Here is a 23,567-nt window from a genome sequence, read left to right on the forward strand (position 1 = left end):
CCCCGGCGCAGGTTACTGTTGCCGGGCTTTTTATTTTTTATTGGCTAAATAATAGGCTGCCATCACTTCGTGCACCCTGTTCTTCAGGGTATCCACCGTATCGTTCCACTCCACCGGAATGGGTTTCAGAAAATGGATCTGCAGCGGATGCGGCATCAGGAAGAAAGGTTTGCTGGCGGGCAATACGCCGCGGGTATTGAAAATAATGCCGGGGATCACGGCTTTGCCGGTATCGATGGCCAGTCGGAAGGCGCCATCGTGAAAAGTCTTGAGGGGTTGATCGGTTTTGTTGCGGGTGCCTTCGGGGTAGATGCACATGTGCAGGCCCATGCCCAGTACCTTTTTCATGTGCTGAAAACTATCCTTACGGCTCTTGTCGCTCTTTCGGTCTACCAGCACACTACCGGTTCTATAGATCAAACCAAACAACGGTATTTTGGCCATTTCGATCTTGGCAATGGTTTTATTGCCACCGGGGATGGAGGGCGAAGAGATAGGCACATCCATAAACGAGTTGTGATTGCAGACCACCACATAGTTTTCGCCGGGGGCAAAGTTTTCGCGGCCCCTTACCCGTAGCGGGCAACCGATGAGGGGCAAAAAGACGCCCATCCATATCCGGGCCTGCGCTACAAAACGGAAGCTTTTCTTAGGATCGGGCAAATGCCAGGTGAAAAGTAAAAAGGGAATCAGGAAGATGATGAGGGTAACCGTAAATACGATGATGGCCCAAAGGGCAAAGAGGCGTCCCAATATCTCTTTGATGAATTTCATGCGCGCAAGTTAAATCATTACAGTGACCAGTCTATGGGGTCGAGCCCTTCCTTCGTCAGGTATTCATTGGTTTTGGAGAAATGGCGGCAGCCAAAGAAGCCGCTGTCGGCCGAGTAGGGGGAGGGGTGAGCTGCCTTCAGCACCTGGTGTTTGGTTTCGTCGATCAGCTCCTGTTTGGCCTGTGCAAATTTACCCCAGAGCAAAAAAACGACGCCCTTTTTTTGTTCGGATACCTTGCGGATCACAGAATCGGTAAAGTCGGCCCAGCCTATGCGGGAATGGCTCATGGGTTCGCCGGCCCTTACGGTGAGGGAGGCATTGAGCATGAGCACACCCTGCTGCGCCCAGCGGGTAAGGTTACCATGTTTAGGAATGGGTAGCCCTATATCGTTGTTGATCTCTTTATAGATATTGACAAGAGAGGGTGGGGGTTTGATGCCGTCTTGTACGGAAAAGCAAAGACCGTGCGCCTGTCCGGCCCCGTGGTAAGGATCCTGGCCGATCAGTACCACTTTAACCTGGTCGAAAGGGGTTAGATTGAAGGCGTTAAAGATCAGGCTGCCGGGAGGGTAGATCGTTTTGCCGCTGCCTTTTTCGATGCGCAGGTAGCCAACAATCTCCGTAAAGTATTCTTTTTTGAATTCATCCCTGAGTATTTGCTTCCAGCTATCACCTATTTTAACTTCCATTCCTTGATTTTGCGTAAAAGTATAAAAAATGAAGGCAAAAACTACCGTATGTAAGTTTAGCCCGGCGCCCTTGGATGCGAAATTTTTAAAATAAAATAGATCATGCAATCGTTTGTTTACCGGTGGCGGGGTGGCCGCTGTCTTTTACAGTTTCGATTTTTAATTAATTTTAGCGCCACGGTATGGACGAGGCTACAGTCACTTCAACGAGGAAAAGCGAATTTCCCGCAGACCCCTCCTTGTTTTCCCGCATAGCTGCGGGCGATGAGGATGCCTTTGCCACTTTCTACCGCCACCTGGTGCCACAGCTACGGCCCTTTATTTTTAGCATTACCCATTCCGACCAGCTCGTGGACGAAGTGATCCAGGAGAGCTTCCTACGATTCTGGCTCAACCGCGACAAACTACCCGGCCTCAACGATCCCAAAGCCTGGTTATTCCGCATTACCGGCAATGTTTGTTATTCATTGTTCCAGCGATCCCTGACCGAAAAGAAGATGCTGGACAGGGTAGAGCTGCAAAGCACCCATGCCCATTCGGATACTTTTGATCTCATTCAGCTTAATTTCCTCAAAACAGCCTTGCAGCAAGGCGTACAACAGCTATCACCCCAGCGCAGAAAGATCTACTGCCTCAACCGGGAGCAGGGACTTAGTCCGGATGAAATTGCCGGCCAGCTCAATCTATCGGTGCAAACTGTTCGCAATACCCTCTCTGCTTCCCTCGAATTTCTCCGCGATCATTTATCCCGTCAGGGCTACACCATTTCGGTGCTGGCCGTCCTTTTTTTCAAGGTCTGAAAAATATTTTTAGGTGAATTGGTATAAACGGTCGGTGTACCGGTCTTATTGGTATTAAACCTGATCGATGCAACGGGAATTATTACAATCATTAATGCGCAAGCAACTGCTGGGGAGCATAGGAGAAGCGGAACGGGAGCAGTTGCAGCAATATGTTCAGGACGAAAGTAATCGGGAAACTGTTTCCGAAACGCTGGCTTTACTGCTGGCGCAGCAACAGGCCGACCCGTCCTATGACCAGGAGCGGTACGATCCGCTGCTGAATGCCATACTCACGGCCGATAAACCAGCGGCGCCTGTTGTACTGCTGCGAAGACGTGCAGTTTGGTGGTGGGCCGCCGCAGCCATCGTGCTTGCCATAGCAGGCGCGGCTGTTTATTATGGGTTGCCACGAAAAAGTTCACCTGCCGAAGTGGTGACGCAGCAAATTCCCATCAACGATGCTTTGCCCGGACAGGATGGCGCGGTGCTGATCCTCGCCAATGATCAACGAATTGTGCTCGACAGTGCGCATACCGGCGCGTTGAAAGCACAGGGTATCAAAGCCAGCCTCGAAAACGGCATGCTGGTGTATGAATCCGTGTCCAACGCGGCTGATCCGGTGACCTTTAATACGATGCATACGCCCCGCGGGCGCCAGTTCAGGGTGATATTGCCCGATGGTACGCGTGTTTGGCTTAATGCGGCCTCATCCATTACTTACCCAACCCGGTTTGAGAATAGTGTAAGGCTGGTAAGTGTAACAGGAGAGGCGTATTTCGAAGTGGCGAAGAACCCGGCAAAACCATTCCACGTCAACATCCACGATGAGGCGAAGATAGAAGTACTGGGCACGCATTTCAATGTAAACAGCTACAGCAAAAATGGCATTGCGGCTACGCTGCTGGAAGGGTCAGTGAAAATGAGCAGCAGCAGTGCGCAGGAAGTGTTGAAGCCGGGTGAACAGGCGGTAGCGCAGGCGGGTAAGCTGAAGCGATACCAGCATGTTGATGTAGCGGCGGTTGTTGCCTGGAAAGAAGGGTTGTTCCATTTCAACAATACCAGCTTTCCGGTGGTGATGGCAGAGTTGGAGCGTTGGTATGATGTAGAAGTGGTGTATGAAGATGGCGTGCCGCCGGGCGCGATGAGCGGCGAATTCCCCCGTACGTTGTTGTTGTCGGAAGTATTGCGCATTTTGGAATTAAGTGGTATTCACTATAAAATAGAGAACAAGAAGCTGATCGTATCGGCAAAAGGATAACCGTTTTAAGGTGATCGCATAAAAAAGCCGGGCATGCGGCAACATGACCGGCTGGATGGCGATTTCCAACAATTTTTTGAGACACTGTTATTGATCACCAAAACCTAACCAAAACTATGCAATTAATTGCGTACGGCAAAGCCATGCCTGTAGGGCTCTTCAGGCGGGTTTTGTGCTGCCGCTCCAAAATTGGGTTGGCTATGAGATTGACCGCTATTTTACTGCTCGGTGTTTGTTTACATGTAAGCGCCGGCACCATGTCACAACAAGTGACATTGACTGAGAAAAACGTACCGCTCCAAACAGTCTTCAAAAAGATCAAGGAGCAAACCGGGTACACTTTTGTTTACCGGAACGACTGGCTGCAACAGGCCCAACCTGTTACCATTGATGTGCAGGGCGCCAGCCTGTCTACCGCACTCGCGCTTTGCTTTAAAGACCAGCCATTTACTTATGAAACGATCCGCAACACGATCGTATTGCGGCGTAAGGAATTGCCACCGGTGATTGCTGCAGAGGTTGCTATGCCACCACCTGTAAAGGGTAAAGTGGTAGATGAAAAAGGTGCGCCGATCGTAGGCGCGAGTGTCGTGGTAAGAGGTACCAAGATCGGTGTGGTAACCAAAGCAGATGGTTCTTTCGAGATCGATGCTGGTACAGAAGGCGCCACACTGGTGATCAGCTATGTGGGCTTCGTGGCAAAAACGGTGAAAGTAAAAGATGGTCAGCTGCTTGCCATCATCCTGGCTACTGCCGATATCAATATGCAGGACATGGTGGTAACAGGTATCGTGAACAGGCGCCGGGAAAGCTTCACGGGTGCTTCTGTTTCCTTCTCCAATACACAATTGAAAGCGATCGGTAACCAGAACGTTATTCAGAGTTTGCGTTCGCTGGACCCTTCGTTCATCCTCACTGAAAATAATGTGCTCGGTTCAAACCCCAACCAATTGCCCCAGATCGAGATCAGGGGTAAAACGTCTATATCCTCCCGGGCATTGCAGAATGAGTTTGCTGCCGATCCCAACCAACCACTGTTCATCATGGATGGTTTTGAAACGACCCTGCGGGCGGTGCTGGACCTCGACATCAACCGTATCGAGAACGTAACCCTATTAAAAGATGCCGCTTCTACGGCCATTTATGGTGCGCGTGCTGCGAATGGTGTAGTGGTGATCGAAACACGGAGACCCAAATCGGGCGCTATGCAGTTGTATTATAATGGCGACTTCAAACTCGAAATGCCCGACCTTACCGGTTATAACCTGATGGATGGTGCAGAGAAACTCGAGTTCGAGCGTCTTTCGGGCAGGTACAGGATCTATTCCGAATCATTGATCGAAGAACAGTTGTACCTGGATAGTTTGTATTCTTCCAGGCTCGAGCGGGTAAGGAGAGGCGTGAATACCTACTGGATCAATGAACCTGTGCAATTGGGCTTCTCGCAGGGTCATTCGGTGCGTGCCGAAGGTGGTGACAATATCATCAGTTATGCCGCTGGTCTTCAATACAAGATCAGTGATGGTGTACTGAAGGGATCGGGTCGTAAGACCTGGCAGGGTAATATCGACCTTACCTATCGCAAGAACAGGGTCAATATCCTCAATAAGTTTTTTGTGAATGGATTCACCGCCAATGAATCACCGTATGGCTCATTTGCCAATTTTGCCAGGGCCAATCCCTACTATGCTAAATACAATGAGGGTGGCGGGGTTGATAAGTATCTTGAAATATCATCACGCCGGGATTTGCGTACGGAACGCATTCCTAATCCACTTTACAATGCATTGCTGAATAATTTCGACGAAACCAGGAACTTTTCATTTCAGAATAACCTGGCCATCAACTACCAGTTAAGCCCGGATATGGATATCCGTGGTGCGATCCAGCTCCAAAAAGGTTCCGGTGAGCAGTCTGTATTTCTGGCACCCGATCATAGCAACTTTGATGATGTAGGGTTATTCGAAAGAGGAAGCCATACCAACAAGCGGCTGAATTCTTTCTCCTACCAGGCCAATGCCATGCTTACCTATGGTCGTGTCTTTAATGGTTTGCACCAGGTATCGGGTAATGCCCGGGTGGAGGTGCAGGAAGAACAGAATGATGCGTACAGTTCGAAAGTAGTGGGTTTTCCGCCGGGTACCAATGGAAATCCAGCTTTTGCATACAGTTACAATCCGAATGACCAGCCATCCACTTCGTACCGGCAGTTCCGCCGGAATAACTTCCTGGTATCGGGCAGTTATACTTACGACAGGCGTTACGTGGTCGACTTTTCTTACCGCATGGATGGCTCTACGGCATTCGGCTCCAATAAGAAATACAGCCCGTTCTGGTCGGTAGGTGCGGCCTGGAACTTGCATAACGAAGCGGCATTCCGGGATAAAAAATGGATCAGCCTGCTTCGCCTTAAGGTGAATACAGGTGCTACAGGCAACCAGAATTTCGACCAGGTTACTTCTGTGTCTGTTTACTCTTATGAGCCAACGCTCAACCTGTTTGGTCAAGGGCTTACGCTCGCTACCCTGGGCAACCCCAACCTGGCATGGCAGAACACCCTGCAAACGAATGTGGGTGCTGAGTTCTCGTTGTTCAAAGGCAGGTTTGGTGGCTTCATCAATGTCTTCCAGAAATACACCGATCCTTTGATCGTATCGCTCGACCTGCCATCTTCCACTGGCTTGTACGGTTATCCCAAAAACGTAGGTACCCTGAATAACAAGGGGATCGAGGTAAACCTCAACTTCAAGCCGATCAACAGGCCCAATACCATGGTTTGGACAATTGGTGTTACCGGTATTATTCAAAAAGCGATTTATAGTGGTCTTGCCAACGAGTTGAAGGGGCTTGATAAATCGGAGGAGCTTGCCAATTCCCTCAGACGGTACCGTGATGGCTACAGCCCTGAAGATATGTGGGCTGTTTACTCGTTGGGTATCGACCCGGGCACCGGCCGCGAGATGTTCCTGAAACAGGATGGAACGGTTACTTACGACTACGATGCGAAAGACCTTCGTGTGGTAGGCAGTGAGCGTCCCTTTGCGGAAGGTGTTATCAATTCCAGCTTTATGTGGAAAGGGTTCAGTGCAGGTATCACTATCCGCTACCGGGTTGGCGGCGATGTCAGGAATGAAGCATTGTATAACAAAGTAGAGAATATCAGTGATGACAATGTTTTCTACAACCAGGACCGCCGGGCATTGTACGACCGTTGGAAAAAAGCGGGAGATGTAGCGCGTTTCAAAGCCATTTCGATCACGTCCACTACACCTATATCTTCACGCTTCATACAGGAGGAAAATACTATTTCCGGCGAATCTATCCGTGTAGGATATGATTTTGCCCGGGCTGCCTTTCTGAAAAAGCTGGGTATGCGTAGTCTCACGCTGACCGGCTACCTGAATGATGTGTTCCGCATTTCCACTGTGAAGAATGAACGGGGGATCAGCTATCCTTTTGCCCGTACGATGGCTTTCTCCATCAGTACTTCTTTCTAAAACAACCAAACAACTCTTATGCGTACAAGATATATAAGTTTATTGCTGCTGGGCCTGATGAGTCTTGGTGTAGGATCGTGTAATAAATGGCTCGATGTGAAACCCAAAGATAAATTCCTGGAACCGCAGATGTTCAGCAACCTGGAGGGAGCAGTTACTGCCCTTAATGGCATATACCTCCAGATGTCTTCCTCTATCCTGTATGGCCGCCAGTTGACCATGCAGGCGGTAGAGGTATTGGCACAACGTTACAATACGCCCGTTGGCCACCGGGATTATAATTTTCAGACCTATGCCTGGGATCAGGACTCTGTGAAGTTCCGCTTTTCAGGGATATGGGAGGCTGCTTATGCAGGGATTGTCAATACCAATCAGTATGTCCGTAACCTGGATGTGTATGACGGGCCTACGATCACGGGCGAGTTGAAATCGTTGTTGCGTGGCGAAGCGACCGGTATCCGTGCTATGCTGCACTTCGATCTGCTTCGGTTATATGGTCCCATCTACAATACAAAAGATTCAGTAAGTCCTTCGATTCCTTATTACCGCAAGGCAGCACCTGAGATTGGTGCTTTGTTACCGGCCAACCAGGTCATCGACAGTATCCTGGCCGATCTGACTATTGCCGAACAACTGCTTCAAAAAGACCCCATCATCGCCAACGGGGTGAGCACAGGGGGCCGCGTTGACGGATTGAATTGGCTAAACAACAGGAATTTGCGGATGAACTATTATGCTGTGAAAGCATTGCAGGCACGCGTGCATCTGTACCGCAACAACAAACCAGCGGCGTTGGAAGCTGCGAAAGCAGTAGTTGATAATGGCGGAAGACATTTCCCCTGGATAAAGCCGGCCCGTATCATTTCAGACCGGATCGATCCGGAAAGGGTGTTCCCTTCGGAGTTGATCCTGGGGATGTTCAATATCGACCTGTACAATAACTACAAGGCGGTATTCGCTCCTGAAGTAAAGGATGTAAATATACTGGCGCCCAACGATACAAGATTGAAAGCCATTTTCGAGAGCAATGAAGGCGATTATCGCTACAACCCCATGTGGATTGTTCCTACAGTGGGAGGAAAATCTTACAAGACCTTTTATAAGTACAGTGATATCTCCAGCGCAGACAGTACTTTCCGGTTCAAGATGCCACTTATCCGCATCAGCGAAATGTATTATATCATGGCAGAAAGCGAACCCGATGCGGCCAGGGCGCGGGAATACCTCAATACCGTTCGCAGAAACCGGGGATTGCCCGATGTAGCCTCTACGGTGAACATCAATACTGAATTACAAAAGGAGTACCAGAAGGAGTTTATAGGTGAAGGGCAATTGTTCTATTACTATAAGCGAAGGAATGTGACCTCCATTCCGAACGGTGCTTCTACTACGGGCAATGTGACGATGAATGCCACCAAGTATGTAGTGCCCTTGCCTTTGTCGGAAACCCTATACCGTTAACCCCAAGCATCCCAAAACATGAAAAAATTATTATTTATATCGATCCTGGCGGGGGTACTGGCTGGTTGTGAAAAGGATATCAAGACCTTCGACGGAAAGCCCGATGTATATTTTCAATACGCCTCACAGCCGAGACAATCGTTCAATACGATACTGGTTGATTCTACCATTGTTTCATTTGCCTATGCATCTGCCGCCTATAAGGATTCCGTCCTGGTGGTGCCCATCAAAGTTTCGGGCCTGGTGATGGATTACGACAGGCCTTATTTGATAAAGGCCAATGATTCTTCTACCGCGAAAGCAGGGGTGCATTACGAGATCATTAATTCCGACTTCACCATCGGCGCCGGTAAGATCTCGGATACCGTGTACCTTAAACTCAAGCGGATCCCTGAAATGCTGACGCAGTCGTTCAATATTTACCTCGAGCTTCACCCCAATGAAAATTTCGGCGTGGGGTTGGAGAAAAAACTGGCCTCTGCCAATAAATATGTGAGTACCATCCGTCACCGGGTAATGGTAGACGACATCCTGAAGAAACCCATGTATTGGATCGATGGTTATCTGGGCGTGTTCTCGAGGAAGAAACTGTACCTCATGTCGGAGCAATTGGATATCCCGATCGATAAGCTCAATACTACGGTATCTGTTGCGGAGGTGAACTATTATGGAAAGTTCATGCAACGCTACCTCAATGAGCAAAAGACGCTGGGTAACATCATCAAAGAAGACGATGGTACGGACATGATAATGGGTTCGGCTGTTCAGTAACACGAAAAATTAAACTCCATGAAATTGAATTACTTAAAATATATAGCAGGCGCCTGCCTGGCGTTAACGCTCAGCGCCTGTTACAAGGATCTCGGCAATTATGATTATAAAGATCCCGATAAGGTATTTATTGATGGTATCGGAGAATACTATACATCACTACAGGGAGGTTACCTGGAGATCATTCCGAAGCTAGGCTTCCGGGATGCAGCCGATGACGACTCTGCCCGGTATAAGTACGAATGGATAGCGATGAAAATAGGCGCCCTGGTAGCCGACAAACGCAAAGACCTGGGTAACAATAAAAGCCTCCGTATCAATGTAAACCTGCCGGCCGGTAAGTACAATGTATATTACCGCATCCTCGATACGTTGACTGGCCTTCAATGGCAGAAATCGTTCGACATAGAGGTAACCAGTAATATCTATGAAGGATGGATGCTGATGACGGAAGTGTACGGTGCTCCGCGGGTTGATATGATCAGCAAACTGAAGGTAAATAACGTTGACGTTTATACTGTTCAACCTGATATATTGACCAGGGTGGGCTCCGGACTGACATTAAAAGGAAAACCGGTTGGCATCAACTGTTACCGGTTGAATTCACTGTCAACCGGCTACGCTATCTATCTGATGACCGACCAAACCACTGAAAGAGTCGATGCAGAGACCTTCGAGTATAAATCGACCATGAATATCAAGTATGAGTTGCTCTCGAATGTGGCGGAAAATTTTGCTCCCAAGGTCATCACCAGCGGTTCCGGCGGAACTTCGTACATGATTGAAGGCACCGATGCGTACTATTATGAGTATGTAAGCAATATCCGGTACTCCCTGCCGGTGAATATCCTGAAAGGCGAGGCCAAAACGTTCCGGGTGGCTCCATTCCTGGCGCCCAATGCGGCTGTAGTAAATCCGATGTGTGCTTATTATGATCTCGATAATAAACGTTTCGTCAGGCAGAACGGGGCCGATGGCTTTATGAGCCCCATGCCTTCCGTCGATACACTTTTCAACTACACTACCGGTAAGGACCTCGAGTACATGACCTATACGCCTTTTTCCAATGGTAATGTATTCGCCATCCTTCGTGATCCCGAAGGTAGCCGCCAATACCTGGCCCGTTTTACAATTGGCGCCAATGTCAAACAGGTCGATTACGATACGATCCCGGCTGCAGCTACGGATATGAACAAGGCGACTAAATATGCCGTGAGCCCCGATTTCGGATACATATTCTACACCGTGGGCGGGAAGCTTTATTCGTACGACGTGTCGCTCATGAGCAGCAAACTGATGATCGACAAGGGTAATGAAGTATTTACCCAGATCCGTTTCAGGAACAGCACCCTGGTAGTGGCCAGCTACGATCCATCCAAATCCGAAGGCGCCAATGGTACATTGGCTACCTACACGGTACAACCGGTACAAGGACCGCTCTTGCCGGAGAATAGCTGGAGTGGGGTAGGTAAGATTGTCGACTTTTCTTATCGCGCCAGGTAAGCAGCCTGCATAAACTTTATACCGCAGGATGGCTGGCTGTAACGTCCGCCATCCTGCGGATCATGATCCTCATTTCTGTTCTTTAAATTATCCATGTAAACAATGAAAAGATTATTCCTGAGCTTATGCGCAGTGTCCTGCGTACTGCTGGCCTTTGCCCAGCCGAAACCGGCTACTGTTAATGGCACAACTGCCCGTCGTTCCAAAGAGCCCATGAAGTTGTATGCCATCACCCATGGCCGGATTGAAGAACTGGCTTCGTCCAGGATCGACACGGCCGGTAAGTTTGGCTTCCTGTTCTACCCGGCCACCGAAGGCTTTTACGTGATCGGTGCGGGCCCCGACCAGGTGCTGGCCGAGAAGTTCACCTTTTATTTCAAACCTGGTGATCAGTTGAATGTGTCCTTTCCCGGTGAAGGTGTATTCAACCTCCAGGGTGAGAACTCTAAAGAGAATCGTGCGATCGCCGATTGGCAGCAATTTGGCGCCGGGGTGAGTTATCCTGCGCTGTATGCGTTGCGGTCTCATCTTACGTACAAAGAATTCTTCCCGAAGTTCGACTCCTTCGTTAATCAGTTGCCTGCCTATAAACCATTGAAAACAGGCAACAAACAATTTGACGCCGTGTTTGCCCGCATGCGTAAACTGGAGGTGCTGAACTGGGCTATTGCCTTTACCAGCAGCCCTAATTCAATTCATCCAACACCGGCCGATTATATCAGTTACTACAAGGGCATTAAAGTAGAAGACTATACGCAGGATGCGTTTCTGCTGCAGTATCCTTTTGGTCAGCGGTTGCTGTCCTTCCTGCCGATGGGGGTTGATATCATTGCCGGCAATAAGCTGAGTGGCGACCTCGATGCCAGGATCGCCAAAGTGGCCAACGATACCTTGCGTGGCGAACAGGTGGTGCAGTTTGCTGGTGGATTGAAGACCTATCTCGGCTACCTCGATCTACAGAAGAATTATGGTAAATACATCCTCACCGCCGATCAGCAACGCCGGGCCAATGAAGTATCGGTGAAGCTGGCGAAGGAATCGTCCAAGCCCGGCGCACAAGCCATCAATTTTACCTATCCCGATAACAAAGGCAAAAAGGTTTCACTCACCGACTTCAAGGGAAAGGTAGTGCTGGTGGATGTGTGGGCTACCTGGTGCGGCCCCTGCAAGAAAGAACTGCCCGACCTGAAGAAGATGGAAGAAGAGATGCGTGGCCTGGATATCGTGTTTATGAGTGTTTCGGTCGATGAGGAGAAAGACCACCAGAAGTGGGAGGATTTCATTGCCAAAGAAGAAATGAAAGGCGTTCAGCTTTTTGCCAGTGGCTGGAGCGACATTGCGAAGAATTACGACATCAAAGCCATACCCCGTTTCATGGTATTTGATAAAAAGGGGAATATTGTTTCGATCGATGCACCCAGGCCCTCCGGTAAGGAGTTGAAAATGTTATTGGAAGCAGAGCTGAAAAAATAAGTTTTTCCCCCTTTACTCATGTGTACGAGCCCCACTTCTGTGGGGCTTTCACCATTTTAAGAAGGCTGGTCACCTGTCGTTGAGGGTGCCTGCAATGCCACTATATGATCTCCATCTTCTGCATGAGGAAGGAGGCGTTGCGGTTCTTCGCTACGCCGCGTTGCAAGGTATAATCAAAGATCAGCTCCCCATTGCGGATAATGCTTTCAAAGCAATAGTTGTTAAGTTTTCCCGGCAGCTCCTGCTCGAGTACACTGAGCGACAGATCGTGCGTGGCGAACATGGTGAGGCAGTTGTATTGCAGCAGTTTTTTGATGAACTGTTCGGAGCCATGGGTTTTGTCTTCCGAATTGGTGCCGCGTAATATTTCGTCGATGAGTACGAGGGCCGGCGCCTTGTTTTGCTGCAGGTAAAGGATGATCTGCTTGAGGCGCTTCAATTCGGCCATGAAGTAGGAAGTGTGCTCCTGCAGCGAATCGCTTACCCGGATAGAGGAAAGGATATTCATGGGCGTAAAGTCGAACGACTGCACAGATACGGGGGCGCCGCACTGGGCCAGCAGCAGGTTTACACCAACCGTGCGCAGGAAGGTGGTTTTACCACTCATGTTGGAGCCCGTTACCAGCACCAGTCTTTCCTGCACACCCATCGTGAAATCGTTGGCCACGCATTCGCCAGCGGGTATCAGCGGATGTGCGAGCGCCTTTCCACTGATGTGCAGTGCCTGGTCATTGACGGCGGGCCAGTGATTCGCCGGGTTGTTGTAAGCAAAAGTGGCCAGTGAGTTCAACGTTTCAATGATACCCACGCAATCGATCCAGCCGGCAAAGCGGTCTTTGTTGGTGGCCTTCCAGCTTTCGAGCGCCCACATACACTGCAGGTCGTACAGGAAAAGGCTGTTGAGGAAAAGGATCACCAGCATATTGATGCGCTGGTCGAAGAGGCCAGCGAGTTTGGATAGCTTTTTAATGGCGAGGTGGGCTTCTCCAGCGGTAGCTTGTTGCTGCTGCAATAATGCGGAGGCTCCTTTATCGGCGGAGCTGAACAGGCGAAGGATGGCGGCATACTGTTCCAGTATCGATTGCTTTTTGCCGAGCAGCAGGTGTTGTTGATTGATCTGTTTGGCAAAGCGGCCGATGAACAGCCAGCCAATGAATACACCAGCCAGTACAGGCAGGTAGTTATCGGTAAAGAAATAAAAGATGATGGCGGCGATATTGTAAGCGGGCACCAGCAGTCGTACTGCATTGATCCAGGCCTTGCCCTGTAAAATAGGGGGCGTTTGTAACCACGAGCCCACATCGTGCAGGTTGCCTTCGGATTCCTGGTGGAGTAGTCCATTGGCGGCGATCAATTGCCGCAGTTCTTTCTGCTCACTCAATGTGCGGACTGCCTCCTGCTGTGCTTCGATCGCCTTTTTGTCCAGCAGCGATTGTTTAAGCAAAGCGCCGAGGGCTTGTGAGCCGTGGTGGGTGGTGGTGCGGTTAAGCAGGTGGTAAACGGAATTGGGTCCGAAAATATCGAGGTCGCCGGTGTAACCATCATGGCTGCTGAAGCTGGCGCCATGGTCAAACTGGCTGGGTTTGTATTGCAATACATCCAGTTCGTTCCGGTTGAGGAAGAGTAGTTTCTCCAGCAGCTTCTTACGATCGCTCAGGTTGAGCGCAAGGCGGATGAATACGACAAACAATACGAAGAAACCGCCCGTGAACAATTGATAGTTCAGGCTTCCCTCCTGTATCCAGCGCCACACACTCCAGGCCAGCGCCACAAAGATGGCCAGCCGGGCTATGGAGACTACCACACTGCGTTTTTGAACGCTTTGTAATTCGGTACCGAGTTGCTGTATCCTTGTTTCGTAATAAGCGGCCGGTGTTTGCATAATACTTTATGAATGGGGGTGCATCAATACCTGTACGGTTTCGGGTGTTTGCTGACGAAGGGCAATGACATGGCTGCCGATCATCTTGTGCAGGATGGCTTCGTTATAATGGCGGATGGTGAGGAGCGTGAGGCCCTTCTCCACCTGCACTTCAAATATTTCGGAGGCAGCCAGCGCGAGCTTCTCGATCTTATCCGTGCGGTCATCGAGACATACCTGGATGGATACCGCTCCGGTTTGCATCAGGTTGGGCTTTATTTTTATAGATGCCAATAACTCGTACAGATCGGCCACTGGTTTTTCACCTACAAAAGAGAAGTCCCTGGAATGCAGGTGGATGAGGGCTTGCGCCGGCTTCACCACAATGATCGGCGGCAGGTGCTTAACGGCACTGTTATGAATGACGGTGCCCGGCAGGGTTTTGTCGAGAAAGCATTTTACGTGCAGGGGAATGCCTTTGTTTTGCAATGGCTTGATGGTCTTGGGGTGAATGACCTGTGCACCGTAATAGGCCATTTCAATAACCTCGGTATAATTGAGGGCACCGATGAACTGCGCATCGGGAAAGGTTTTGGGATCGGCATTCATAACGCCTTTTACATCTTTCCAGATGGTCTGGCTTTCGGCATTCAGCATGTTGGCAAATACGGCGGCGGTATAATCGCTCCCTTCTCGGCCGAGGGTGGTACTTTCATTTTCGTCGGTGGCGCCGATGAAGCCTTGCGTAATAACGATATCGGTGTCTTCGAAAAGGGGCAGTATATCGGTATCGATCTTTTGCTGGGTGAAGGCCCAGTCGATATTGGCGTCGCGGAAGTTGTTGTCGGTGCGTACGATGTCGCGTACATCGATCCATTCATTGCTGATGCCTGCCTCATTGAGGTAAGCGCTCATGATGGCGGTCGACAGCAATTCGCCGGCACACACGATCTGATCGTAATAATAATCGTAATCGCGCACGGGCTTGTCGTGCAACAGCCATTCTACTTCGGTGAAGAAGTTGGCCAGTTGTTCGAGGGCAGCATTGTAGTGTGTTACGAGCAGGTATTTGGCCGTGGTAAGGTGTTGCTGCTTGACGGCTTCAAACAACAGCAAAGCCTCGTCCTTATGGTTATTAAAGAATGCTTCGGTTACTTTTTCGAGGGCATTGGTGGTTTTGCCCATAGCGGAGATCACTACCAGGATCTTTTCGTTGGGATAACTTTTCAGGATATCTGCTACCAGGTGAATTCTGTCGATATTCTGCACGCTGGCGCCTCCGAATTTGAAAACCTTCATAAAGCTATAATAATTGAACTGTTTGGGACCGGGGAAAGGTGTCCGGCACAATGCCTGATGTTGGTGGCTGCCTGGCCGGTCCGTTAAAATCGCAGCAAATGTAATTGAAAGTCATGGAGTACGGAAAGAGGAGGCTTGCCGGGGTGTACCAAGTCGCCGGGACCTGGTTGTAAAAAGCGCCGGAGACCGAACGCCCGTTACCCTTACGCCCGGAAACAAGCGGCAAAGGCGACTGAGCCTTTGGCACTTCGAAACTTGGTCTGCAGGACCGGAAAAGGGCCGTAAATGAGACAGGTGGTCCCTGAGCCGTTTCCAGATTACGATAGGGAATAATGGCGTCGGAATGGGCTAAGGCGCCAAAATCTATCTTTCCGTCAACGATTGCGTAAAAAAACTTTACAAGCGAACGTCCGTAAGCTATACCGTTTTTGCAGATTTGGCGCGGGTTTCCGGCGAATGGGAGGCTTTGAGTTTCAGGGCATTCGCCTTACTTTTGGCCACACTTCCTAAAACGCAAACGCACCAACATGAGCACCATTAAACGGCAAGTAATGACCCTCGACGAGTTCACCATCCAGCAGCTGCGGGATTTTCCCCATGCTACCGGCGAACTGAGCGGCCTCTTGCGCGACATGGGGCGCGCGGCCAAGCGGGTCAATGTGGAGGTGAATAAGGCCGGCCTCGTGGATATCCTCGGCGATGCCGGGGCGGTGAATGTGCAGGGCGAGGATGTGAAAAAACTCGACATATTTGCCAATAACCAGTTTCAGGGCGTGCTGCAGCACGGCATCAGCTGTGCAGGCATTGCGAGTGAGGAACTGGACGATATCGTGGCTTTTGAAGACAATGTAAGCTGCGGTTCGAAATACATCTGCATGTTTGACCCGCTCGATGGCAGCGGCAACATCGATGTAAATGTATCCATAGGGACCATTTTCAGTGTGTACAGGCGGGTAACGCCGGTAGGCTCTCCGGTTACGCTCGAAGATTTTCTGCAACCAGGCCGTAAGCAGGTGGCTGCCGGCTATATGGTGTATGGCTCTTCGACGATGCTGGTGTATGGTACGCGCCGCGGCGTGAACGGTTTTACCCTCGATCCCTCTATCGGTGAGTTTTGTCTGAGTCACCCGAATATCAAGACGCCGGAATTTGGCAATATCTATTCGGTCAACCATGGTAACTTTTTCCAGTATGCCACCGGCGTTCAAAAATACATCGACCTTTGCCAGCGGAAGAATAAGGACAACGGCGGACCTTATACGCAGCGTTATATCGGCAGCATGGTGGCCGATGTTCACCGCAACCTGATCAAGGGCGGTATTTTCATGTATCCGGGCACTACTGCCAAGCCCAAGGGGAAGCTGCGGTTGTTGTATGAGTGCAATCCCTTTGCGTTCATCCTGGAAGTGGCCGGCGGTAAAGCCACCAATGGCATCGAACGCATTCTCGATATTCAACCAACCGAGCTGCACCAGCGCTCGCCACTGTTTATCGGCAGCCGCGGCATGATGGAAGAACTGGAAAGCTGTTTGTAAATGAGATATGGGCGGCACTGTCCCGCCATCTCCTGAATCGATAAAGCATACTGCAGCATTGTCTGCAGCTATCCATATACTTGCTTCTTTTTGCTACAGGCCGTCCACCGGGACGGCCTTGCTTTTTGCATGAGCTGATCCCGCTCGTGATTGGGCAGAAATGGATCCGGTAACCGCCGTTTGCAGGATGAAATTGGTCGTCACCCGGCCCGGCCGGCTGCAGTGAGGTGATAAATCCTTATATTTGGGGTAGTCGCGTCAATCGCCATGCCCGGAACCGGGGACTTACCAACACACTCCGGCTGATTATTTTGCAGCCTGCCTTTATAACTTCCCGTTTAGTTATTTACATTTTATTGTTCAGTTAAATTAAAGCCATGATTAACATCATTCTGTATGAAGACAGGTATGCTGCCGATTTCAAGCGGCTCAATCTCGAATGGTTGGACAAGTACAACCTTACCGAATCACACGATTTAATGGTTTTAAATGACCCCCGTGGCACGATCATCGACCGGGGCGGCATTATCTACCTCGCCCAGGCTGGCGACGAAATTGTGGGCTCTGCGGCCCTTATGAAAGAAGGCGAGGGGGAGTATGAGTTCGCGAAAATGGCGGTCACCCCGGAGTGGCAGGGTAAGGGCATCAGCCGGCTGCTGATTGACCAATGTATGCAAACGGCCCGCGACTGGAAAGTAAAGAAGCTGTCGTTGTTTTCCAACAGTCAGCTCAAAACAGCCATCAGCCTGTACGAAAAATATGGGTTCCGCCATGTAAAAGTGGAGCATTCGCCGTTTGCAACGGCAGATGTGAAGATGGAGTTGGAGATGGAGGGATAAGACGGGCAGGCCAGGAATTGGCTGGCTATGGGATTGGATGTGGCGGGCTGCGAAAGAGGCGAGATCCGCCACCGGGGTTGGGCAATTTAGTTAGATAATGCCTCAGGGGATGGCCTAAGGATGGTCTGGGAGTTGCCTGCGACTGCTCTGATAGCGTAGGATATGTGTAGCTATTCCAGAGCATACGTGTACCACGCTTAGAGAATCTCACACGAACCCCATGAGCACCTGGGATCCATCCGAATGCATAAAATATGCCCGACGGGTACAATTCTGAATTCCTTCACACAAGCTGGTATAAAATTAGTAGAGCCGTAGTATAAATTACGATTTAGATGCATAGAGGACTTTCTTACACGATTTTATTGTATATCAGCACGTTCGTTATTGCTTTTTCGTCTTGTTCGAGCAGTAAACCGTCCACATCCAGCTCAAAGCCATCCGGTACCACGAGTCGGCCTTCCGTACCCAAACCGTCTACAGCCAGCGTGGCGCCGGCATTGGAAGATCAGATTCTGACGCTTGTTAACCAACACCGCAAAAAGATGGGGTTGGCGCCCTTGCAGTCCAATTCAGTGATAGAAACGGAGGCTCGCCGGCACACCGTGTCGATGGCCTCAAAAAAGACACCATTTGGCCATAATGGATTCAACTATCGCAGCAAGGTGATCACGACCAAGGTACAGGGCATCACCGCTACGGCAGAAAATGTTGCCTACGGAAGCCGTTCGGCCCAGGAGGTAGTGGAGGGCTGGCTTAATAGTCCGGGCCATCGCAAGAACATTGAAGGTCGATACCGCCTGACCGGTATCGGCGTGGCCAGGGATTCGAAAAGCACCCTTTATTTCACACAGATATTTGCGAATTAGGCGAGAAAAAAGCTCCGGCACAACTTGTAAATGAGTATTTACCCGCGATATCAAAAAATGGAGTTGCCAGCTATAGTTATTAGTTGAGGTTGCCCGTTTCTTATACAGAGGCAGGAAATTACTATTGTATCAACGGACTGTTCTGATGGGCAGTCCGTCTTTTTTGTGTGTAGCCTATACATCCTGATACATACCTGCAGGGGAATTTCTGGTATATATTATGCCTTAGCGTCCGGATACCATCCTTTTGTCCAGCCATTGCTTTGCCGCGGCGATCTTGCGGTCATACTCCATCTGGAAGAGATCATCGCCCCCTTCGATCAATAAGTCGGGAGTTATTGCAGCGGTATAGTGATTGCCCTGGCGATCCATCATATACCCCGTGGCAAGTACCAACGTTATTCCATGGCGCAGCGTCCAGGTATTGTTGCTGGTGATAAGCCCGGCGGTTGGTTCTCCGATCACGATGGTATTCGGCCTCCCTTTGAAGGCCAGCGTTACACCTTCTGCAGAGCTGGCGGTCTTAGGGCCGGTCAATATTACGACAGGTATCGACGTGCCGGCGATGATACATTTGGGCTGGGGTACTTCGTAGGAGGTGCCGTTGCCCCAAACCTTCCCGTCTTTAATATAGCTTTTACCATCAGGCTGTCCATTCACATACTTTACTCCACCCGTCATGCCTTCTCCCAATAATCCCGCCAATGGCGGTAGCATGAACCAGATATTACCACCGGTATTCAATCGCAGATCGATGATCCATCCCTTAATAGTGGCCGGTTGCAGTGTACACAAACTATCTGATAGCATCTGTGTAACCAGCGGTAGGTTTTTCGTTGTTCCGCCCGGCAGGCGGAAATATCCGATATCGCCCCATCGTTGTGTTAGCAACTTAGGGGCTTTGCGCATAGCGCTGTCCAATGCGGTATTGCTCCTGGTGGGTGGTTGTCCGGCAGTCCAGCTGTAGAATTTGCTGTTGGTTTGTATACCTCCATGATAATCGCCGATCAGTTCAAACAAATAAGGCATTTTGGCCATCAGGCTGTCTGAATCCTGTATGCCTTTTATTTTATCGTACAGGTTGCCACGCACTTTGCGCCAGTTCAGCTCATGGCGATGTAATGCATTGTTACGCATAATGTCGATCACCGAATCCAGCAATGGTTGCCATTCTTTTGCCGGTTGAGCGGTTGCCTGGAAGGCGACAAGTAAGAGTAAGGGGAGAAAGACTTTCTTCATGGGCCGAAGGATTGAATGGCTATCGATTTTAGCCTAAGATAGCTGATCAACGCATTGCTTGCCCGTCAGCTTCCGATTGTTTACTGAATTAGCGGATGAATGGCAGGAATTGACCGCCCAATTGTGTCGTACTTCAACCGTTCAGCAATCCTTCCTGATCTTTTAGTTCTACTCCGGAAACCCGGAGACGGAGCGATTCGCGGATCAGCCAATACAATTTGTCGGCTGCTGCCTGGTACGACAAACCTTCCGGGCGTACATTGGATATGCAGTTGCGGGCTTCATCCGTAAGACCTACCCTGGGTTGGTAGGTGATGTAAATTCCCAGGCTATCCGGCGAACTCAATCCTGGCCGTTCACCGATCAATACTACCACTAATGTTGCTTGCTGTAGCATGGCGATCTCATCGCCGATCGCTACCCGGCCCTGCTGCACCAGACTGACCGGCAATAGACGAAGGTTGATGTTCTGTAGCAATGGAATTAACTGCGACAGCAGGGGCACCGCATGATGGTTGACGGCGGTAGCGCTTAATCCATCGGCGAGGATGATAGCGATGGCGGCATCGCTGGTGTATGGCGAATTGTTGCCCATCAATTGCGCAACCGATCCTTCATTCAATCTTCTACCTTTATCGGGTCGTTGCAGGTATTCGTGCCGGTCAGCCGCCTGGCTGTGCAACTGGTTAACAGGCAATCCAAGTACCGTCAGTTGTTGCGTCAATGGTTCCACCTGCAACAGCGAATAAACGGCATCGCGCGCATGGGCATGTGCCATCCTGAAAGACAGGACTTCCTGTAGGGGGATAGCTGTGCCGGTTCGGCCCAGCGCTATCCGCGCCGCCGTAAAAGCACGCAAGGATGCCCATGGGTCGGTGTGGATCAATGCCTGTTGCAGATTGTGTTTGTGCATGAATAAGCGGGTGAGCTGTTTACCAGCTGCTTTGTAACAGTTTATGTTGCTTGTCTACTTTCTGTAATTCGCCGGTTTCATTGATGATGCCCTGTCGCATCAACCATGCCTCAAACTCCGGAGCCGGCCTTAATCCCAACACCTTGCGGAGATACAAGGCGTCATGGAAAGAGGTCGATTGATAATTGAGCATGATATCATCTGCTCCCGGTATGCCCATGATATAATTGCAGCCTGCCACGCCCAATAAGGTGAGCAGGTTGTCCATATCATCCTGGTCGGCTTCGGCATGGTTGGTGTAACACACGTCTACTCCCATGGGCAGGCCCATCAGTTTGCCGCAGAAATGATCTTCCAGGGCGGCACGCGTGATCTGCTTTCCATCGTATAGGTACTCCGGACCAATAAAGCCAACTACCGTGTTCACCAGCAGCGGCGAAAATTGCCGGGCCACCGCATAGGCACGCGCTTCACAGGTCTGCTGGTCAACGCCTGCATGGGCACTGGCTGATAAGGAACTGCCCTGTCCGGTTTCAAAATACATGACATGGTTGCCCACAGTACCGCGGTTCAATGATAGCGCCGCCTGCTGTGCTTCTGCCAGTATGGAAAGATTCACGCCGAAACTGCTGTTGGTTTTTTCCGTGCCGCCGATGGACTGAAACACCAGGTCAACCGGCGCCTGCGGCATAATGGAGAGGGCTGTAGTTATATGACACAAGACACAGGTTTGTGTAGGTATTTCAAATTGCTGCCGTAGTTCGTCCATCATCTGCAGCAATTGCGTGGTCATGGCCGGACTGTCGGTGGCCGGATTGATTCCAATTACTGCATCACCGCTGCCATATAACAACCCATCTACCATGCTGGCGGCAATGCCTTTGATATCGTCGGTAGCGTGGTTGGGTTGAAGGCGCACGGAGAACCGTCCTTTCAAACCAAGGGTGTTCCTGAACTTTGTCACCACTTCGCATTTACGTGCCACACTGATGAGGTCCTGGTTGCGCATCAGCTTCGATACGGCGGCGACCATCTCAGGCGTAAGTCCGCGGGCAATATACCGAAGCATCTCACTATCTGCGGCATCGCTCAGCAACCAGTCGCGCAATTCGCCTACCGTAAAATGCGCCACGGGAGCGAAGGCCTGTGTATCGTGGGTGTCGATGATGAGCCGGGTAATTTCATCGGTTTCGTAAGGGATGACCACTTCCTGCAGAAACTGTTGAAGGGGAATATCAGCCAGCACGATTTGAGCAGCAACCCGTTCTTCATAACTCTCCGCCGTTAAACCGGCCAACGCATCCCCCGAACGGTAGGGAGTTGCTTTTGCCAATACAGTCTTCAGATCAATGAAGTTGTATGTAATATTGCCAATAGTGGTGTTATAAATCATACTATGCTTCTGATTCTAAAATTACATCTTTCCCCGCGGTCTGCCTGTGCTTGCCAAGCGCCATAAAAACCACAGCGATCAGTGCAAAGCAGGCAAAGAACAATAAAGAAAGCCATCGGTTGTAATAGACGATGGCGATAAGCGCCACTATGGATAACAGTAGTGCAATGGCAGGAAACCAGGGATAAAAGGGCACTTTAAAAGGACGGGGCATACCCGGCGCTTTGAAGCGCAGCACGAACAGGCTGATCATGCTCATGATATACATCACCACGGCGCCCAACACCGAAAGGATCACCAATTGATCTGTTTTGCCGATAAACAAAGCAGCAATGCCGAACAAGGCACCAGCCAGCAACGCCCAATGTGGCGTGCCATGCCGCTGGTTTACGCCCGCCAGGAACCGGGGGAGGTAACCACTTCGTGCCTGGGCAAACAGCTGACGCGAATAACCGATAATGATGCTGTGGAATGATGCAATGAGACCAAACAACCCAATGCCGGCAAATAATTTGGTAATGCTGTTGTCTTTTCCCAATACGATCCCTATCGACTCGGGCAAGGGATAATCGATCGCTGTGAGCAATTGCCAGTCGGTGATCCCGCCGGTAAATACCATTACTCCGATCGCCAGCAACATCAGGGTTAAAATGCCGGAGATATAGCCCTTCGGAATTGTTTTGTCGGGTTGCTGTACTTCTTCTGCCACCATGGCCACCCCTTCGATGCACACATACAACCAGATGGCAAATGGCAGGGCGGCAAACACGCCTCCCCATCCATCTTTGATGGGATTGCGCAGGAAATTTTCCGATTTGAACGAAGGAGCCACAATGCCCATATAGATCAGCAACTCACCGACCGCCAATAATGTCATTACCAGCGTAAAGGTGGCCGACTCTTTCATGCCGAGCAGGTTGATGCCGGTAAAAATAAGGTAACAGGCGATGGCTGTCCATAAAACCGGCAGCGATGGATAGAGAAAATGCACATAGTTGCCGAGTGCGAAAGCAATGGCCGGTGTGGCGAATAGGAACTCTATGAGGGTAGCATATCCCGCTATCAGTCCACCCAATGGACCCAATGCCTTATACGAATAAGCAAACGGGCCGCCCGCATGCGGAATGGAGGTGGTAAGTTCCGTAAAACTGAAGATGAAGGTGATATACAGTATCGTAATGATGACGGTGGCTATGAGAAACCCGACCGTGCCGGCCACGCCCCAGCCATAGTTCCAACCGAAATATTCACCGCTGATTACCAATCCCACGGCTATCGCCCAAAGGTGTATTGGACGTATTACTTTTTTTAATCCCGTCGTGGGTTCGCTCATAAACAGCCAGTTTGCCTTAAAAATAAGGCATGTGGCGATGGAAAATTAAGGTTGCAGGAAGATTCGGCTAATAATTTT

18 protein-coding genes are annotated in these 23,567 nt (G+C 50.2%); 10 read left to right on the forward strand and 8 right to left on the reverse strand.

Translation table 11 applies throughout. The features are described from left to right. Positions 1 to 30: 30 nt before the first annotated feature. Together P2H89_RS30505 and ung are read right to left on the reverse strand one after the other, a co-directional pair. Positions 31 to 774 (reverse strand): 1-acyl-sn-glycerol-3-phosphate acyltransferase, encoded by a 744-nt coding sequence (locus P2H89_RS30505; RefSeq protein WP_275834368.1) that lies wholly within the window; start codon positions 772 to 774, stop codon positions 31 to 33. A 17-nt stretch (positions 775 to 791) separates the two neighbouring features. Beyond that, positions 792 to 1,463, reverse strand: a complete 672-nt coding sequence (gene ung, locus P2H89_RS30510; RefSeq protein WP_275834370.1) for a uracil-DNA glycosylase — start codon at positions 1,461 to 1,463, stop codon at positions 792 to 794. 182 nt (positions 1,464 to 1,645) lie between these two features. Here ung and P2H89_RS30515 point away from each other — a divergent pair, with 182 nt between their 5' ends. The 7 genes from P2H89_RS30515 (at position 1,646) to P2H89_RS30545 (ending at position 12,208) form a co-directional block, all read left to right on the forward strand. Further along, a complete protein-coding gene (locus P2H89_RS30515) occupies positions 1,646 to 2,263 on the forward strand; it encodes a sigma-70 family RNA polymerase sigma factor (protein WP_275834372.1) in 618 nt (205 codons plus the stop codon). Positions 2,264 to 2,330: 67 nt separating this feature from the next. Then, complete coding sequence (locus P2H89_RS30520) at positions 2,331 to 3,503, forward strand: FecR domain-containing protein (RefSeq protein WP_275834374.1); 1,173 nt, start codon at positions 2,331 to 2,333, stop codon at positions 3,501 to 3,503. A gap of 200 nt (positions 3,504 to 3,703) precedes the next feature. Beyond that, positions 3,704 to 7,000, forward strand: a complete 3,297-nt coding sequence (locus P2H89_RS30525) for a SusC/RagA family TonB-linked outer membrane protein (protein ID WP_275834376.1) — start codon at positions 3,704 to 3,706, stop codon at positions 6,998 to 7,000. Between the two features lie 18 nt (positions 7,001 to 7,018). Further along, positions 7,019 to 8,461, forward strand: a complete 1,443-nt coding sequence (locus tag P2H89_RS30530; protein WP_275834378.1) for a RagB/SusD family nutrient uptake outer membrane protein — start codon at positions 7,019 to 7,021, stop codon at positions 8,459 to 8,461. An 18-nt stretch (positions 8,462 to 8,479) separates the two neighbouring features. After that, complete coding sequence (locus P2H89_RS30535; protein ID WP_275834380.1) at positions 8,480 to 9,232, forward strand: DUF4843 domain-containing protein; 753 nt, start codon at positions 8,480 to 8,482, stop codon at positions 9,230 to 9,232. A gap of 18 nt (positions 9,233 to 9,250) precedes the next feature. Next, positions 9,251 to 10,735 (forward strand): PKD-like family lipoprotein, encoded by a 1,485-nt coding sequence (locus tag P2H89_RS30540; protein ID WP_275834382.1) that lies wholly within the window; start codon positions 9,251 to 9,253, stop codon positions 10,733 to 10,735. A 102-nt stretch (positions 10,736 to 10,837) separates the two neighbouring features. Beyond that, positions 10,838 to 12,208 (forward strand): TlpA disulfide reductase family protein, encoded by a 1,371-nt coding sequence (locus tag P2H89_RS30545; RefSeq protein WP_275834384.1) that lies wholly within the window; start codon positions 10,838 to 10,840, stop codon positions 12,206 to 12,208. A 100-nt stretch (positions 12,209 to 12,308) separates the two neighbouring features. Here P2H89_RS30545 and P2H89_RS30550 read toward each other — a convergent pair whose 3' ends face one another. Further along, positions 12,309 to 14,090, reverse strand: coding sequence for a hypothetical protein (locus P2H89_RS30550; protein WP_275834386.1), 1,782 nt, complete (start codon positions 14,088 to 14,090; stop codon positions 12,309 to 12,311). Between the two features lie 6 nt (positions 14,091 to 14,096). Then, on the reverse strand, positions 14,097 to 15,368 hold the full coding sequence (locus P2H89_RS30555; protein ID WP_275834388.1) for an aspartate kinase: 1,272 nt from the start codon (positions 15,366 to 15,368) through the stop codon (positions 14,097 to 14,099). A gap of 527 nt (positions 15,369 to 15,895) precedes the next feature. Here P2H89_RS30555 and fbp point away from each other — a divergent pair. The 3 genes from fbp (at position 15,896) to P2H89_RS30570 (ending at position 18,611) form a co-directional block, all read left to right on the forward strand. Continuing rightward, positions 15,896 to 16,903, forward strand: coding sequence for a class 1 fructose-bisphosphatase (fbp, locus tag P2H89_RS30560; RefSeq protein ID WP_275834390.1), 1,008 nt, complete (start codon positions 15,896 to 15,898; stop codon positions 16,901 to 16,903). Positions 16,904 to 17,280: 377 nt separating this feature from the next. Beyond that, positions 17,281 to 17,742 carry a GNAT family N-acetyltransferase gene (locus tag P2H89_RS30565; protein WP_275834392.1) on the forward strand — a complete coding sequence of 154 codons (462 nt, stop codon included), beginning with the start codon at positions 17,281 to 17,283 and terminating at the stop codon, positions 17,740 to 17,742. Between the two features lie 335 nt (positions 17,743 to 18,077). Further along, entirely contained in the window at positions 18,078 to 18,611 is a 534-nt protein-coding gene (locus P2H89_RS30570) for a CAP domain-containing protein (protein ID WP_275834394.1), read from the forward strand. A 225-nt stretch (positions 18,612 to 18,836) separates the two neighbouring features. On the opposite strand, the gene P2H89_RS30575 is transcribed toward P2H89_RS30570, so the two are convergent. The 4 genes from P2H89_RS30575 to eat form a co-directional block, all read right to left on the reverse strand. Then, complete coding sequence (locus P2H89_RS30575; protein WP_275834396.1) at positions 18,837 to 19,850, reverse strand: S41 family peptidase; 1,014 nt, start codon at positions 19,848 to 19,850, stop codon at positions 18,837 to 18,839. A 133-nt stretch (positions 19,851 to 19,983) separates the two neighbouring features. Further along, positions 19,984 to 20,763, reverse strand: coding sequence for an ethanolamine ammonia-lyase subunit EutC (gene eutC, locus P2H89_RS30580; RefSeq protein WP_275834398.1), 780 nt, complete (start codon positions 20,761 to 20,763; stop codon positions 19,984 to 19,986). Between the two features lie 19 nt (positions 20,764 to 20,782). After that, complete coding sequence (locus P2H89_RS30585) at positions 20,783 to 22,156, reverse strand: ethanolamine ammonia-lyase subunit EutB (RefSeq protein WP_275834400.1); 1,374 nt, start codon at positions 22,154 to 22,156, stop codon at positions 20,783 to 20,785. A gap of 1 nt (position 22,157) precedes the next feature. After that, the gene (gene eat, locus P2H89_RS30590) at positions 22,158 to 23,489 is read right to left on the reverse strand and encodes an ethanolamine permease (protein WP_275834402.1); all 1,332 of its coding nucleotides are present in this window, start codon (positions 23,487 to 23,489) and stop codon (positions 22,158 to 22,160) included. Positions 23,490 to 23,567 lie beyond the last annotated feature (78 nt).

The organism is Paraflavitalea sp. CAU 1676 (genome assembly GCF_029223285.1).
Lineage (GTDB): Bacteria > Bacteroidota > Bacteroidia > Chitinophagales > Chitinophagaceae > Paraflavitalea.

Excerpts from the sequence above, each read along its gene's own strand:
- P2H89_RS30530 (WP_275834378.1), top strand. The coding sequence starts at position 7,019 with ATGCGTACAAGATATATAAGTTTATTGCTGCTGGGCCTGATGAGTCTT.
- fbp (WP_275834390.1), top strand. The coding sequence starts at position 15,896 with ATGAGCACCATTAAACGGCAAGTAATGACCCTCGACGAGTTCACCATC.
- P2H89_RS30505 (WP_275834368.1), bottom strand. The coding sequence starts at position 774 with ATGAAATTCATCAAAGAGATATTGGGACGCCTCTTTGCCCTTTGGGCC.
- P2H89_RS30525 (WP_275834376.1), top strand. The coding sequence starts at position 3,704 with ATGAGATTGACCGCTATTTTACTGCTCGGTGTTTGTTTACATGTAAGC.
- eutC (WP_275834398.1), bottom strand. The coding sequence starts at position 20,763 with ATGCACAAACACAATCTGCAACAGGCATTGATCCACACCGACCCATGG.
- P2H89_RS30545 (WP_275834384.1), top strand. The coding sequence starts at position 10,838 with ATGAAAAGATTATTCCTGAGCTTATGCGCAGTGTCCTGCGTACTGCTG.
- ung (WP_275834370.1), bottom strand. The coding sequence starts at position 1,463 with ATGGAAGTTAAAATAGGTGATAGCTGGAAGCAAATACTCAGGGATGAA.
- P2H89_RS30565 (WP_275834392.1), top strand. The coding sequence starts at position 17,281 with ATGATTAACATCATTCTGTATGAAGACAGGTATGCTGCCGATTTCAAG.
- P2H89_RS30520 (WP_275834374.1), top strand. The coding sequence starts at position 2,331 with ATGCAACGGGAATTATTACAATCATTAATGCGCAAGCAACTGCTGGGG.
- P2H89_RS30515 (WP_275834372.1), top strand. The coding sequence starts at position 1,646 with ATGGACGAGGCTACAGTCACTTCAACGAGGAAAAGCGAATTTCCCGCA.
- P2H89_RS30570 (WP_275834394.1), top strand. The coding sequence starts at position 18,078 with ATGCATAGAGGACTTTCTTACACGATTTTATTGTATATCAGCACGTTC.
- P2H89_RS30585 (WP_275834400.1), bottom strand. The coding sequence starts at position 22,156 with ATGATTTATAACACCACTATTGGCAATATTACATACAACTTCATTGAT.
- eat (WP_275834402.1), bottom strand. The coding sequence starts at position 23,489 with ATGAGCGAACCCACGACGGGATTAAAAAAAGTAATACGTCCAATACAC.
- P2H89_RS30550 (WP_275834386.1), bottom strand. The coding sequence starts at position 14,090 with ATGCAAACACCGGCCGCTTATTACGAAACAAGGATACAGCAACTCGGT.
- P2H89_RS30575 (WP_275834396.1), bottom strand. The coding sequence starts at position 19,850 with ATGAAGAAAGTCTTTCTCCCCTTACTCTTACTTGTCGCCTTCCAGGCA.
- P2H89_RS30540 (WP_275834382.1), top strand. The coding sequence starts at position 9,251 with ATGAAATTGAATTACTTAAAATATATAGCAGGCGCCTGCCTGGCGTTA.
- P2H89_RS30555 (WP_275834388.1), bottom strand. The coding sequence starts at position 15,368 with ATGAAGGTTTTCAAATTCGGAGGCGCCAGCGTGCAGAATATCGACAGA.
- P2H89_RS30535 (WP_275834380.1), top strand. The coding sequence starts at position 8,480 with ATGAAAAAATTATTATTTATATCGATCCTGGCGGGGGTACTGGCTGGT.